This is a genomic window from Halomonas sp. Ps84H-12, assembly GCF_024124725.1.
GTDB classification, from domain to species: domain Bacteria; phylum Pseudomonadota; class Gammaproteobacteria; order Pseudomonadales; family Halomonadaceae; genus Vreelandella; species Vreelandella aquamarina.
Genome location: NZ_JAMXSJ010000005.1, coordinates 78,501 through 92,905, shown reverse-complemented (window position 1 = coordinate 92,905; position 14,405 = coordinate 78,501). Strand labels below are relative to the sequence as shown.

Sequence of the window (14,405 nt, the reverse complement as noted above, 5' to 3'; positions counted from 1 at the left end):
TCAGAAGAGCCGCCGTTAAAAAAAGCCTTGCCGCAGTGATGCGGCAAGGCTTTTTTAGTAGCACAGAAGGCGTATTAGGTACGCGGCAACGTCACGCCACGTTGGCCCATGTACTTACCACCCCTATCTTTATAAGAGGTTTCACACACCTCATCCGACTCCAGGAAGAGCATCTGGGCGACGCCTTCATGGGCATAGATCTTCGCGGGCAGGTTGGTGGTGTTGGAGAATTCCAGCGTCACGTGTCCTTCCCACTCAGGCTCCAGCGGCGTCACGTTGACGATGATGCCACAGCGCGCGTAGGTGGATTTGCCCAGACAAATGGTCAGCACATTACGCGGAATGCGGAAATACTCCACCGTCCGCGCCAGCGCAAAAGAGTTTGGCGGAATGATGCAAACATCGCCCTTCACATCGACAAAGCTTTTGTCGTCGAAGGCTTTAGGGTCAACAATCGCCGAGTGAATGTTGGTAAATACCTTAAACTCATCGGCGCAGCGTACATCGTAGCCGTAGCTGGAAGTGCCATAGGAGATCACCCGCTGGTCGTTCACATAGCGTACCTGCTCTGCCTCGAAAGGCTCGATCATGGCATCGCTTTGCGCCATCCGGCGAATCCACTTGTCTGATTTAATGCTCATCGGTTACTTCATCACTCGCTAAAAGAAATCGTAGGGCCGCCGCTTTGGCTAGCACTGACGGACTGCGCTACTTGGCTGGCAATCTCGGCAAAGGTACGGCTAACGGCACTGTCTGGCTCGGAAACCACGCTTGGGCGTCCAGAATCTGCCAGCTCGCGAATCGACAGGGTCAGCGGCAAACGTCCCAACACGGTAGTGTCGTACTCCTCTGCAATACGATCGCCACCGCCAGTGCCAAAAATAGCGGCTTCATGGCCGCACTTCTCGCAGTGGTACAGGCTCATGTTCTCCACCACGCCCAGCACTGGCACGTTCACTTTGCGGAACATTTCGATGCCTTTACGGGCATCCAATAGCGCGATGTCCTGTGGTGTCGTGACGATCACAGCACCAGATACCGGCACTTTCTGCGCCAGCGTTAGCTGGATGTCACCCGTGCCCGGCGGCATATCGATCAGCAGAAAATCCAGGTTATCCCACTGAGTTTGGGTCAGCATCTGTTGAAACGCACCCACCACCATCGGGCCACGCCACACCATGGCATCCCGCGTGTTAACCATAAACGCCATCGACATGGCCTGAATACCGTGGGCTTCCAACGGCAGAAACTTATTATCTGCCGCCGCCTGAGGACGCACACCCTCTTCTACACCCAGCATTTGTGCCTGGCTGGGGCCATAAATATCTGCATCCAAAACGCCTACACGATAGCCCTGTGCAGACAACGCCAGCGCTAAATTGACGGTCACGGTGGATTTACCAACGCCACCTTTGCCGGATGCCACTGCCACAATATGTTTTACACCATCCATCAATGGCACTCCCGTTGTTTGTTTATCGTGAACATGGCGTGAATGATACTCCTCAGCGGTCTATTTCTAAACCAACAAACAAAAGCGGATGTGGGAAACCACCCCACATCCGCTAAAGGAGTTATCAACCCCCGGAAGCCACGGCGCCGTGCTTAGTTGCTGCTTGGCTGGCTCTCTTCAGCCGCTTGGGCATCTTCGCTCTCTGCATTGTTGTCATCACCAGCGCTATCTTCTTGGTCCTGGCCTTCCTGATTTTGCTGATCTTGTTGGTTTTGCTGTTCACCCGTTAGGCTGGGCACCTCACCAGAGGCAGCATCTTCTACGTTTAAACGCTCATCCAGCGCAGAGAGTTCATCGCGCCACTCGCTCAACTGCGCTTCTAAACGTGCTAGCTGCTCTTCACGGGTTTCGATATCGCTCTCGACCTTAGCCACTTCATCGCGACCGATATCCAGTGCCACCATCAGGTCGTCCATTTCAGTGCGAACCTGCTCTAGGCTTTGCTGCTCTTCTTCGCGCAGCTGAGTTAAAGAGTCCACTTCTGATTGCAGCGAGTCACGCTCTTCAACCACGTTATCGCGCTCATCCTGCAAGGTTTGCAGCTCGCTCTCCTGGGCAGCAATTTCCTCTTCAAGCGTCGCTAAGCGCTCATTGGCATCCGTCACTTGGGCTTCAAGATCGCTTAGCTTGGTTTCAGCGGCGCCTAGCTCTTCAACAGCTTGCTGACGCTGCTCTTCAGCTTCCTGACGAGCAGACTCTGCCTGCTGACGAGCGTCCTCGGCACTTTGACGAGCTTCTTCAACCTGCTGAAGCGACGCCTCCGCCTCATCGCGCTCACTTACCACTTGCTCACGCTCTTCACGAAGCGACTGCAACTCGCTTTCGGTGCTAGCAAGCTGCTCTTCCAAAGCAGTGACTTCCTGCTGCAGCGTTTCACGCTGGCTTTCTAACTCTTCAAGACGAGACTGTACGCTGCTGACATCTCCCTGAGCAGACTCAAGGCTGGCGGTTGCCTCTGCTTGCTGCTGCTCTAAAGACGCCATTTCATCGCGCATCGCGGTCAAATCAGTTTCGGCCTGCTCTACTTCCGACAGGCGCTGGCTGAGCTCAGTATTCTCTTGCTCAACGCTGGCGAGCTGCCCTTCAAGCGCCTCTACACGCTCCTGGTGGGTGCCTGAATTGGATTGCGCCATAATGGCCCAGATCACCGCAATGGCTGCAATACCGGCAATACCTTTGACCCGGTTATCCTTAAACAGCGTTTTCATATCCGGCTTGTGGCCTGGCGTGTACTGATCTGAACGGTTTTCTTCTGACATGCTGCGCCCCTCTTTTTGCTTGGCTACTGGCGTTAGCAGCGTTAGTGGCAAGTAACACGATAAGTGAATGATCGTTTTTTAAAAGTGCTCTTTACTAGCATACACAGACAATTACATAACGCCACCCGGCTTGGCTCTCAAAACGCTCAACCATCTGTTAAACGCGCATGCTTACCCTCTGAAAAACCAACTGCTGTTCCGCTATCAGTCTCAAACCATGAAAGCGTCCGGTGCAGCGATACCACGCTACCAATTATTAACAGCGTGGGTGGCTTAATGTCACCTGCTAAAAAGCCATCCGGCAAATGCTGTAGTGTGCCTATGTGGGTTCGTTGCTGTTGTGTAGTGCCTTGCTCAATCAGTGCAAGAGGTGTTGCTGGGTTTAAACCATGAGCAATCAGCTCCTGACAGATCAACGTGAGATTGCTCAACCCCATATAAAACACCAGCGTTTGGCCAGGCTGAGCTAAGGTGGGCCAATCTAGGGTAAATTCGCCATGCTGAAGATGTCCGGTCACAAACCGCACCGACTGCGCATGGTCGCGATGCGTCAACGGAATGCCCGCATAAGCTGCACATCCGGAAGCGGCGGTAATGCCAGGCACTACCTCAACGGGCACATTAGCGGCGACCAGCGTTTCAAGCTCTTCACCACCGCGCCCAAAAATAAATGGATCACCGCCTTTCAGGCGTACCACCTGCTTTCCTTGCCTAGCCCACTCTACCAGCGATTGATTGATATCCTCCTGCGGGACGCTATGGGAGGAGCGCGCTTTGCCCACGTAGTAGCGCGCGGTCTCTGCGGGTAACAGTGCCAAAATTTCATCGCTAACCAAGCGGTCATACAGCACGACTTCCGCACTCAAAAGTCGTTTGTAAGCCTTTAACGTTAATAAATCAGGGTCTCCTGGGCCAGCCCCTACCAAGCTAACGCGCCCCTGGGAACGCGGCGCCGCTTCAGATGCTGTTGCCGTAACGGCGCCCGTATGTAATTTCTGCGTAACCAAAGCGACCACCAAATAGAATTAAAATATTTTTTAATATTTCAAAAAAAGAATAAAAAGCATAATCCGCCCAACTTTTGTCATTTTTACGGCAAAACAACAAAAATGGAATAGATAAGCAATTTTTAATTACCAAAAAATATTAAAAAAAGATAAATTGTCAGCAAAAGCTTACATATTGTTTACGATTTTACCGCTAATCTTCACGGCTAAATTACAACAGGCATAAAATTGGAGATTCACGCATGCCCGTGAATGATGCACCTGTACCTCCTGTAGCCATACCTCAAAGTGCTGATACCTTAGTTCCACATATCCCTGGGGTGCTTTTTCAATTCTATCGCTCCCATAGCGGCCATATGCACTTCCCTTACCTAGAGGGCGGCGGCATGGCGCTTGCTTATGTTGACAGACAGCAGCTAGCGACCGATGCAAGCCAACTAATCGAGCAGTTAACAGGTAATGATTACCCTAAGGTGATGTCAGCCATTGAGCGCTCCGCGCGCTGGATGCTGCCGTTAAATACGCGTTTCAGGCTGCCCTTTCCTAAAGCAAAACCGCACTGGATCGCCGTTAGCGCTAACCCCGAGCCAATGGAGACGGGGGTACGCTGGAACGGCATTATGCTGGATATTACTGACCAAGTGCTGGAAGAGCTTCGCTTGCGCAAACTAAGCGATACCGACCCGCTGACCGGCCTACCTAATCGGCGCAAACTGATGGGGCAATTAACCCACCTCACATCACTGAGCACACGCCACGGTACGCCGCTTTCGATCATGATGATCGATATCGACCACTTCAAACGGCTCAACGACCGCTGGGGTCATCTACAAGGTGATAGCGTTCTGGCACAGCTAGCCGATGTGACGCAGTCACTGCTTCGCTGTGAAGATATGGTGGCAAGGCTAGGAGGTGAAGAGTTTATGGTAGTGCTGCCGCTTACCTCGCTGCAGCAATGCCATAAGCTTGCCGACCGTTTACGCCACACCATTGCAGACTACGATTTTGGCATTGGCCAGGGTAACGTCACACTCAGCATTGGCGTGGCTGAATATCGTTGCGGAGAGCCACTGGTGAGCCTGATCGAACGGGCCGATCGAGCGTTATATAGTGCAAAGGATGTTGGTCGTGACTGTGTCTGCCTTCTACCCTGATAGATAAGTCAACCCTGGAGACTAACACTATGACATCTCTTGCTCAGTCGCAGTGCGAACCCTGCAGCGGTAGCGCTATACCGCTCTCTTATGACGCATGCCAAGCGCATCTTAAGGCGCTTCCAGAGTGGCAGATTATCGAGCACGATGGCATCATGAAGCTGACGAGACAATTTACGTTTCGTAATTTTGCTGATGCGCTAGCGTTTAGCCAGCGTGTTGGTGATGTCGCAGAGCAGGCTGGCCATCACCCAGTATTGGTGACCGAGTGGGGCAAAACCACGGTGACGTGGTGGTCTCATAAAATAAACGGCCTGCATCTTAATGACTTCATTCTTGCCGCCAGAACCGACGAGGTAGCCGAATAAATGTTTGAGCAAATTGAGCGAGTCCCTGGAGATGCCATTCTCGGGCTGATCGAAGCTTTCAAAAAAGATACCAACCCGCAGAAAGTGGACCTTGGTGTTGGTGTATACCGCGACGCCGCTGGCAACACGCCGGTCATGCGCGCCGTCAAGGAAGCAGAAGCTCGCCTGCTCAAGAATGAAACCACCAAAACCTACATTGGCTCCCACGGTGCACCCGCTTATGGCAATGTCGTTCTGCCGATGGTATTGGGCGCTGACTCTGCGGTGCTAAAAGCCAACCGCGCCAGCGCTACCCAGTCCCCTGGCGGCACCGGTGCCTTACGTCTGGCAGCCGACTTTATTGCCAGCCAACTGCCAGGTAAAGGCATTTGGGTCAGCGACCCCACTTGGCCGAACCACCACGGTATTTTCACCGCTGCCGGCATTGAACTGCATAAGTACCCCTATGTAGATGCCGACAACCGTTTAGATTTTGATGGTATGTTGGCCGCGCTGAAAAAGATCCCCGAAGGCGATGTAGTGGTATTGCATGCCTGCTGCCACAACCCGACCGGTTTTGATCTTTCTCAACAGCAGTGGCAAGAAGTGCTGGCGGTACTGAAAGAGCGCCATTTGTTGCCACTCGTCGACTTCGCTTACCAAGGTTTCGGTGAAGGCCTTGATGAAGACGCCTATGGCGTTCGCCTGCTAGCTGAAAACCTGGATGAAGTGATCATCACCAGTTCCTGCTCCAAGAACTTTGGTATTTACTGTGAGCGCACGGGCTGCTTGATTCTGGTCGCTAAAGACGCCGAGCAGATGGAGAACGTTCGCTCCCAGGTGGCTATTGTCGCCCGTGAAAACTACTCTAACCCGCCAGCCCACGGCGGTGCGATTGTCAGCGAGATTTTGCATGATGCAGAGCTTTCTGCCATGTGGCGCGAAGAGCTGACCGAAATGCGTGACCGGATCAACACGCTGCGTCGTGACTTCGTTGATGCGCTGAAGCCTTACGGTCTCGATGAGAAGTACGCCTGCGTTGCCGAGCAGCGCGGTATGTTCTCTTACACCGGCCTCACGCCCGAACAGGTAGATCGTCTGCGCGACGAGTTCGGCATATATATGGTGCGCTCTGGCCGCGCGAACGTGGCAGGCTTCTCCCATGAAAATCTGCCCTACCTCGCCAAAGCCATTGCTTCGGTTAACGACTAACCAACGGCATACCCTATCCACGCCCAGGCCAAGCGCCTGGGCGTTTTTGTTGGTAACAACTGGCTATTTCGAAAAGCCATAAGATTATCAATCCCCTTGGCAAATGTTGTGTACAATTGCGCGTTCGCCGCCAATTCCGACGAGCAGCCGCGTTTGCTGTGATAGCCGCAGGCTTCTCGTTTGTCGGCTTAATGCATGCGCCCAAACTCGCTTTTAACGCCGCGCCAGAATTTGTGATGGGCTACTTAGCCATGGCCCTGCTGTTTACGTACTTCTCGTTCCAAGAAGCCCCCCATAAACGCTAAGCTAGCCTGACGCTCCCGCCTGCCGATGCGGGCGGGAGAGGATACGCTTCAGCAAGACCCAGGCCGTTAGCCCGGCCAGTAAATTGCCGATAGCTGCACCAGCAGCGAGGCCCGTCCAGCCAAATAGCGCTGCCCCTAGCCATAAACAGGGCAGGTAGCAGATAAACAGCCGCGCACTAGAAAGCAGCATTGCCCTAAGCGGCCACCCCAGCGCATTACCCGCCGATACGACCAGCATGCACACTCCAAGTGCTGCGTAGCTTGGCAGCATAAAGCGAATCAGCAGAGCAAGTTCACTCTGCACCCCTGGATTGCCCGCCAAGGCCATGGCCACCCACGGCGACGCTAACGCCAGCAGCACGCCAAGGCTTAGCTGCCAGATCACGGCCACTTTTAATGCTAGGCGCATAAGCTGCTGAATTTGCCCCCAATCCCCCGCGCCATAACAGCGCCCCAGCCAAGGGGGCAACGACATGGTCATGGCAAGAATCACCATCAGCGATAGCGTCTCAAGGCGACTCGCTAACCCCCACGCCGCTACTTGGGTGTCGCCTAAGCCCGCCACTGCGGCAATGGCAAGCATTGCCGCCAGCGGCGGCATTAACTGGCTGACCATCGCGGGAGCGGCAATGCCTGTAAAAGGCCGCCATGAGCGCACAGCTTCTTGCCCAATATCATCCATTGTCGCCCACTGACAGCGCCGCAATTTAGCCCCTGTTAGCAACAGCCCAACGGAAAACGCCACGGCAGTCGCCCACGCTGCCCCCGGAAGCCCCCAACCTTCCCAGCCACCTACACCAAAAATAAACAGCGGATCGAGCGCTAGGTTGATCAGGCTACTGAGCACCATCATCTTGCCGGGCATGCGTGTATCACCGTGAGCACGAAAAACGCTATACATAAAGTAAAGCAGCGCCCCTAACCAGGCAGAAAATAGCTGAGGCCCCCAGTAGGTACGAATATACGTCAGCGCCGTTTCGTCCGCCCCCAACAGCTGAAAGAGCGGCACCTGAAGCAGCCATAACGCCACTGCCAGTACGGCAATCACCGCCCCACCAGCAATCAGCACTAGACTTGAGAGCCGCTTGGCCCTCGCCTGCTCTCCTGCTCCTAATGCTCTGGAAATCAGCGCGGCGATGGCAATGCCCATTCCCACTTGTATACCAATGATCAAAAACGACAGAGGAAAGGTAAACGACTGAGCCGCCAGCGGCGCAGTGCCTAAACGTGCGATAAACGCACTATCCACAAGCTGAAAACCCAATAGCGCCAGCACACCAATGGCCATCGGCCACGTTTGCCGCCATAGGGTTATCGCCAACTCGCGTTGTTGCATGACAGCTGCCAAAAACTGACTCCTTAACATCATAAATGTAGGAATACTAAACGCAAAAAAACGCCACCACCCGTTAGGGTGGCGGCGTTTTTAAACCGTATCGCTTACTGGCGAATACCTTCAAACGTCACGTACAGCTCAACTTCGTGCATAACTTCCGGGAAATCGCTCATGTTAATACCGAAATCGCCGAGGGTAAGCATCGTGCTGCCTTCAAAACCTGCACGGTAATTGCCCCAGGGGTCTTCACCTTCGCCCATCAGGGTTACCGGCATTTCGATCACTTGAGTCTGACCATGCAGCGTTAGCTCACCGGTCACAACGCCTTCATTGTCGCCGGTAGATTCAAAACCGGTAGAAGTAAACGTCGCCGTGGGGAATTCGCTGGCATTCAGGAAGTCACCACTCAAGATGTGACGGTCACGCTCAGCATGATTACTGGTCAGACTATCAATTTGAACTTCCATTTCGACAGAAGAAGCGTCCAGATCGTCAGCATCGTAAGAGAACTGGCCGTCAAACTCTTCAAAGCTGCCCAGGATGTAGGAGAAGCCCAGGTGGTTAATTTTGAATTGAACGAAGGCGTGCTGGCCTTCCGTATCAATCTGGTAGTCCGCTGCCTGTGCTTGGCTCAAAGGAACCATCGCCGCTGCCGCTACGGCTACTGCCATTACGCTTTTCTTCATCATTATTTCCATCTCCTTTCTTTCCTTTATGGGCACTGTCGGCATTGCCTCTACCTTACCCGACAGCGTTCAAAAATTGTCACCCAGCAATCAGAGGCTGGTTCGGCTATAGCGGGGGTTTACCATCCGACTCAGCGTTGTATGACGATACCGGTAGTGATGTACTAACGCTGCCAGGGCATGACCACCCGCCAACAGCATTAGCGCAATCGCGCTATACCAATGAACCTCCCCCGCAAGGCTTGCCTGATTCGGCAGATCGTACAGCACCGCAGGAATCTCAAACCATCCAAACACGCTAATACCGCGGCCATTCGCTGTGGAAATCAAATAGCCACTGGTCAGCACAAGCAGTAATAGTACATAAAGCGCTATATGGCCCAGGTGAGCAGCAGCTTGCTCTAAGCGGCTGCCTTCTCCCGCAGGCGTGGGCTGAGCAAAACGCCATATTAAGCGGCCTACGGTCGCCAGTAGTAACAAAATACCTATCGAGCGATGAACCCAGGGGCCTTGGTTATACCAAGGATCGTAATAACCCAATCCGGTCATCCACCAGCCCAAAATAAACAACCCAATGATCGCCAGGGCACTGAGCCAGTGAAAAAGAATACTAATGACACCCCAACCGCTGCGTGTGTTCCGCAACATCCTTGATTCCCCATATAAAACTGCCCGCAAGGGTCTGCCCGCTCGTTTCGTAATGAGCATACCGTTTCACCGGCAAAAACTCTGCTGAAAAAAGCAGAATACATCGTTCGTAAAAACCATTGGTTATGTCGCTAATGACTCTGATGCTTCTTCACAAATTCTCCACGACATGTTCCAAGCCTAGCATCTTAGACGAAAGTTTAAAAAATCGAACAAACCCAGCAATTTTAATCAATTTTACTATTTGTTTAGCGCACTTATTATTAGCGCACTTTCTGACACGACACATCACAACGCTTTTAAACGAATCCACTATCTATAGAGAGTATGACCCATGAAAAAATTGACCCTTATTTCCGCTATCGCCCTAACATTGACCTCTACAGCGGCTCTAGCCGAACAAGGCTCTGCTGAGCTCAATGAAATCGTTCAGGCCAGCTCTTCTGTGAACCACAGCACAGAAAGCTTAAACCTGACGCCCGCTGATCTGACGCGTGTAAACGGTGATGCTGCTAAAAACACCGTTATCGAGCCTAGCTCTGAAGCGCGTCACTCAAACAGCAACAATGACCAGATTGCGCAGTCTGACCTGCCGCATCGCAACGCCTCCTAAGACAGGTAAGCGCTGCTGTCCAACGCAGAAACGCTTAGCTCCTTAGATGACAAAAACCCACCTCACGGTGGGTTTTTTATTTAGCTTGAACCAATGTTCCTTACTGGGCGGCTAGTACATCTAGGCCTCGTGCCAAGTCACGCTGAATATCTTCCTGACTTTCAAGCCCAACGGCCACACGAACCAAGCCCGGCGAAATGCCTGCCGCCGCTTTCTGTGCGTCCGAGAGACGGCCATGCGTGGTGGTTGCCGGATGAGTAATAGTGGTTTTTACATCACCTAAGTTCCCGGTAATGGAAAGCATCCGCGTGGCATCAATGACCTGCCAAGCGCCCTCTTGCCCACCTTTCACCTCAAAACCGAGCACCGCACCAAAGCCCTGCTGCTGCTGTTTCGCTAACACATGTTGAGGATGTGCTTCCAGCCCGCTGTAGTAGACGCGATTGACGGCCGGATGCTGATCTAGCCAGAGCGCCAGTGCCAGTGCGTTTTCACAGTGCGCTTTCATACGCAGTGAGAGGGTTTCCAAGCCTTTGGTGAAAATCCACGCATTAAACGGGCTCATGCAAGGTCCACAGGTGCGCACGACACCAAAAACTTCTTCCATCACGTCATGCTTGCCTACCACGGCTCCGCCTACTGCGCGTCCCTGACCATCCAGATATTTCGTGGCAGAGTGAATGACCAAGTCCGCACCTAGCGCGATAGGCTTTTGCAGTGCGGGGGTCAAAAAGCAGTTATCAATGGCGAGCAGTGCACCGCTACGCTTGGCGAGCGCCGCCAGCGCAGGGATATCCGCCACTTCGGAAAGCGGGTTTGAAGGCGTTTCAGCAAACAGCAGCTTAGTCTTAGGGCTGATCGCCTCTTCCCACGCGGCCAAGTTGGAAAGCTCCACATAGCGCGTTGTGATACCGAACTTGCCCAGATACTTATCAAACAGGCTGACCGTGGAGCCAAATAGCGAACGAGACGCCACAATCTCATCGCCTGCTGAAAGCAGTGCCAGCGCCGTTGAGAGAATGGCTGACATGCCAGAGCTAGTCGCCACGCAGCGTTCACCACCTTCAAGCGCCGCTAGACGGCGCTCGAAAGTATGTACGGTAGGGTTCGTAAAGCGCGAGTAAACATTGCCTGGCTCTTTACCACCAAACTTGCGTGCCGCCTCGGCAGCACTCTCGTACACAAAGCTTGATGTGGGAAAAATGGGTTCCGAGTGCTCCTGCTCAAACGTGCGGTGGTGGCCCGCGCGAATAGCAAGCGTCTCAAGCGACCACTCATCCTGATGGCTATCTTCGTGCATGGCAGAGCCCCTTATTCCAAACGCGATTTCAAAATGCTAATTATTGCACCACATACACATTTCTCCTGCGGGCCACTTGGGCACCGCAGGTAGCGTGACACTTAATCGTCCAGATCGTCGTCTTGATTATGCATATCGACCAGCGCGTGGTCACCCGCGCTCTGATCTTTTACTGCATCGTTACGGCTGGCTTCCAAGACGGCCAAATACGCATCGTCAATGTCGCCAGTGACGTAGTTACCGTCAAATACTGAACAGTCGAAGGCTTCCATGTCAGGATTTACTTCGCGGCAGGCGTCTTTTAGATCTTCCAGATCCTGATAGAAGATGCGGTCGGCACCGATCAGCTGCCCAACTTCCTCTTCAGTACGACCATGGGCGATCAGCTCAGACGCCGCAGGCATATCAATCCCATAAACGTTGGGGTAGCGAACGGGCGGCGCGGCAGAGGCAAAGTAAACCTTACGCGCACCAGCATCTCGCGCCATCTGAATAATCTGTTTGCAGGTGGTACCTCGTACGATGGAGTCATCCACTAGCAGTACATTCTTGCCTTTGAACTCCACATCAATGGCGTTCAGCTTTTGGCGTACCGATTTTTTACGCTGGGTTTGACCCGGCATAATAAAGGTACGGCCAATGTAGCGGTTCTTCATAAAGCCTTCGCGGTAGGTCACGCCGAGATGCTGAGCCATCTCTAGAGCGGAAGTACGCGAGGTATCGGGAATTGGAATAACCACATCGATATCGTGATCCGGCCACTCGCTCAAGATGCGATCACCCAGCTTACGACCCATCTGCATCCGCGTGCCGTAAACGTAAGCACCGTCCAGGATAGAGTCAGGACGCGCCAGATAAACATGCTCAAAAATGCACGAGCGTAGCTGTGGGCGATCTGCACATACCTGGGTGTGTACTTGCCCCTGCATATCAACAAAAATCGCTTCGCCGGGGCCAAGGTCGCGTTCCAGCTCGAAGCCACCCACGTCCAGGGCCACCGACTCAGAGGCAATCATCACCTCTTGGCCATCAGCATCCTGACGGGTACCAAACACCACCGGACGAATGCCGTGGGGGTCACGGAACGCCACCATACCAAACCCATTAATAATCGCGACCGCCGCGTAGCCGCCTTTGCAGCGCCGGTGCACTCTACGAACCGCATCGAAAATATCCTCAGCTTCCAGGTGCAGTCCCTGTTTGCCCAGTTCGTGGGCGAACACATTCAGCAGCACTTCAGAGTCGGAGCTGGTATTGATGTGGCGAAGATCCGTGGAGAACAGCTCCTGCTTCAACTGCTCTGAGTTGGTCAGGTTACCGTTGTGGGCCAGCGCAATGCCGTAAGGAGAGTTAACGTAGAAAGGCTGTGATTCTGCCTCACTGGAGGAGCCAGCTGTCGGATAGCGAACATGACCAATGCCCAGGTTGCCTTTCAGGCGTGCCATGTGGCGAGTATGGAAGACGTCACGAACTAAGCCGTTACTCTTGCGCAGTAGGAAGCGCCCCTCGTTCCAAGTCATCATTCCGGCAGCGTCTTGGCCCCGATGCTGAAGTACGGTCAGGGCATCGTAGATTCCCTGATTTACTGCCTGCTTGGCCAGAAGGCCCACTATACCGCACATTCCAGTTACCTCGCTTTAATACCATGGCTTACTGACGCAAGCCCGTACGTTCATCAAACTGACAAGCACTGGCGCTGGAAGCAGCACCAGCGGAGAATTTTCTGGCAGTTCCCGTTACTCAACCTCAGGGGCGCTGCTGGAGGGTAGCGTCGGCTGTGGGCGACGCAGTTCAGGTAGCGAAATATCGCGCAGCGACTCAGGCGGTGTCGGCAGCTCCCGCTCCCATTGGTCTAGCTGGCTGACCGCCCAATCGCGAAGCTCAATAAAGGTTGGCCGTAACGATGCTTGCTGCCAAGCCTGGAGCTCAGCCAGCGGCGTTAGGGTAATCAACACCGTAGCCACTAGCAGAATCACCGCCCCGCGGGCTATCCCAAAGGCAGCACCTGCAAATCGATTCAACAACCCCATGCCAACCCATTCAACGGCCGCATGCACCACGCGAATAACAATGCCACATAACAGAATGACGGCAAAAATCACCAGAGCAAATGCCAGCACTAAGCGTGCATCAAAGCTCTCAATAAAGCCGCTCATTAACTCTGCAACGGGCTCCGCCAAAACACGTGCGACCATTAACGCAACGACCCAAGCAGCTAAGCCAAGCGACTCGCGCACGAAACCGCGCACAAAGCCCGCCAGCATCGAAAGCCCAAGAACGGCTAAAAACAGCGCATCAATCCAGGTCAATGCCATCGTTAATCTCTTACTCGAACAAGCAAACCCTGCACATTAATACGCTGTTTGATAAGCGCCATCGCTGCCTCACCATCCTCAGACGTGGCGTAAGGGCCTACTAATACAGTAGTCAGATTGTTATCACGGGCGCGCTGAAACACGCTAAAACCTTCACCGCTTAGCTGGTCGCTAATACGCTGGGCGTTGGCGGTATCACCAAAACTGCCCACCTGGACTGCCCACTCACCCTGCTGCTGAGCAGAGGGTGCTACGGAGGCACTGCTATTGCGGCTCTCATTCGCTGCGACCAGCGCGGCAATGGGGTCTTCTTGCGGCGGAGAATCCGGTTCACGGCTGGGCTGCAAAGGCGCTTGTTGGCTAGGCTCGGCAGCAGCGGTTTGCGACGATGAACCTTCATCAGAACTAGAGCTCGCTACTTGATCTATTTGTGGCGCTCGAGGTATTTCCTCTATCGGCTCATCCAGCGCTTCATCGGTAAGGACAGGTGACGACGGTGCAGGTGTATCAATGGTGTCAGGCATGTCAGGCACGGGCACATCTTGTCGCTCCACATCCACAGGCTGTTCGATCACAAAGGTGGGCTGAGGGCGCTCTTCCCGAGGTGCGGGGTCGCTCATCAACCAAGGGACAACGATGGCCAGTAGCGCCAGCAGTATCACGATGCCACTAATGCGTTCCGTTTTACCGTATTTCATATCCCTCTCCAT

Annotated in this window: 15 protein-coding genes and 1 pseudogene; 5 read left to right on the top strand and 11 right to left on the bottom strand. The window is 53.6% G+C overall.

What is annotated here, in order from left to right:
• Nucleotides 1-74: 74 nt before the first annotated feature.
• The 4 genes from dcd to cobA form a co-directional block, all read right to left on the bottom strand.
• A complete protein-coding gene (gene dcd / locus NH344_RS03880; protein ID WP_044628317.1) occupies nucleotides 75-641 on the bottom strand; it encodes a dCTP deaminase in 567 nt (188 codons plus the stop codon).
• Nucleotides 642-652: 11 nt separating this feature from the next.
• Complete coding sequence (gene apbC, locus NH344_RS03875; protein WP_074210513.1) at nucleotides 653-1,456, bottom strand: iron-sulfur cluster carrier protein ApbC; 804 nt, start codon at nucleotides 1,454-1,456, stop codon at nucleotides 653-655.
• A 149-nt stretch (nucleotides 1,457-1,605) separates the two neighbouring features.
• Nucleotides 1,606-2,772: a kinesin K39 gene (locus tag NH344_RS03870; RefSeq protein ID WP_044628318.1), complete on the bottom strand. Its 1,167-nt coding sequence runs from the start codon at nucleotides 2,770-2,772 to the stop codon at nucleotides 1,606-1,608.
• A 146-nt stretch (nucleotides 2,773-2,918) separates the two neighbouring features.
• On the bottom strand, nucleotides 2,919-3,779 hold the full coding sequence (gene cobA / locus NH344_RS03865) for a uroporphyrinogen-III C-methyltransferase (protein WP_082051398.1): 861 nt from the start codon (nucleotides 3,777-3,779) through the stop codon (nucleotides 2,919-2,921).
• A gap of 242 nt (nucleotides 3,780-4,021) precedes the next feature.
• Between cobA and NH344_RS03860 the strand changes: the two genes are divergently transcribed.
• The 4 genes and pseudogenes from NH344_RS03860 to NH344_RS03845 all read left to right on the top strand — a co-directional run.
• Nucleotides 4,022-4,933 (top strand): GGDEF domain-containing protein, encoded by a 912-nt coding sequence (locus NH344_RS03860; protein ID WP_044628319.1) that lies wholly within the window; start codon nucleotides 4,022-4,024, stop codon nucleotides 4,931-4,933.
• Between the two features lie 29 nt (nucleotides 4,934-4,962).
• The gene (locus NH344_RS03855; protein ID WP_044628320.1) at nucleotides 4,963-5,301 is read left to right on the top strand and encodes a 4a-hydroxytetrahydrobiopterin dehydratase; all 339 of its coding nucleotides are present in this window, start codon (nucleotides 4,963-4,965) and stop codon (nucleotides 5,299-5,301) included.
• On the top strand, nucleotides 5,302-6,492 hold the full coding sequence (locus tag NH344_RS03850) for an amino acid aminotransferase (protein WP_044628321.1): 1,191 nt from the start codon (nucleotides 5,302-5,304) through the stop codon (nucleotides 6,490-6,492).
• Between the two features lie 131 nt (nucleotides 6,493-6,623).
• A pseudogene (locus tag NH344_RS03845) lies at nucleotides 6,624-6,797 on the top strand (NCS2 family permease); the annotation flags it as partial.
• 1 nt (nucleotide 6,798) lies between these two features.
• Here NH344_RS03845 and NH344_RS03840 read toward each other — a convergent pair.
• From NH344_RS03840 to NH344_RS03830, 3 genes are all read right to left on the bottom strand, one after another.
• Nucleotides 6,799-8,145, bottom strand: a complete 1,347-nt coding sequence (locus NH344_RS03840) for an MATE family efflux transporter (RefSeq protein WP_082051399.1) — start codon at nucleotides 8,143-8,145, stop codon at nucleotides 6,799-6,801.
• 92 nt (nucleotides 8,146-8,237) lie between these two features.
• Nucleotides 8,238-8,822 (bottom strand): YceI family protein, encoded by a 585-nt coding sequence (locus NH344_RS03835; protein ID WP_044628323.1) that lies wholly within the window; start codon nucleotides 8,820-8,822, stop codon nucleotides 8,238-8,240.
• An 87-nt stretch (nucleotides 8,823-8,909) separates the two neighbouring features.
• On the bottom strand, nucleotides 8,910-9,467 hold the full coding sequence (locus NH344_RS03830) for a cytochrome b (RefSeq protein ID WP_062360409.1): 558 nt from the start codon (nucleotides 9,465-9,467) through the stop codon (nucleotides 8,910-8,912).
• A 334-nt stretch (nucleotides 9,468-9,801) separates the two neighbouring features.
• Between NH344_RS03830 and NH344_RS03825 the strand changes: the two genes are divergently transcribed.
• On the top strand, nucleotides 9,802-10,080 hold the full coding sequence (locus tag NH344_RS03825) for a hypothetical protein (RefSeq protein ID WP_044628325.1): 279 nt from the start codon (nucleotides 9,802-9,804) through the stop codon (nucleotides 10,078-10,080).
• Between the two features lie 100 nt (nucleotides 10,081-10,180).
• On the opposite strand, the gene NH344_RS03820 is transcribed toward NH344_RS03825, so the two are convergent.
• From NH344_RS03820 to NH344_RS03805, 4 genes are all read right to left on the bottom strand, one after another.
• Nucleotides 10,181-11,380 carry an O-succinylhomoserine sulfhydrylase gene (locus NH344_RS03820; protein WP_062360411.1) on the bottom strand — a complete coding sequence of 400 codons (1,200 nt, stop codon included), beginning with the start codon at nucleotides 11,378-11,380 and terminating at the stop codon, nucleotides 10,181-10,183.
• A gap of 101 nt (nucleotides 11,381-11,481) precedes the next feature.
• Entirely contained in the window at nucleotides 11,482-13,002 is a 1,521-nt protein-coding gene (purF, locus tag NH344_RS03815; protein WP_044628327.1) for an amidophosphoribosyltransferase, read from the bottom strand.
• A gap of 114 nt (nucleotides 13,003-13,116) precedes the next feature.
• Nucleotides 13,117-13,695 carry a CvpA family protein gene (locus NH344_RS03810; RefSeq protein ID WP_044628328.1) on the bottom strand — a complete coding sequence of 193 codons (579 nt, stop codon included), beginning with the start codon at nucleotides 13,693-13,695 and terminating at the stop codon, nucleotides 13,117-13,119.
• Nucleotides 13,696-13,697: 2 nt separating this feature from the next.
• On the bottom strand, nucleotides 13,698-14,393 hold the full coding sequence (locus NH344_RS03805; protein WP_044628329.1) for an SPOR domain-containing protein: 696 nt from the start codon (nucleotides 14,391-14,393) through the stop codon (nucleotides 13,698-13,700).
• Nucleotides 14,394-14,405: the final 12 nt, after the last annotated feature.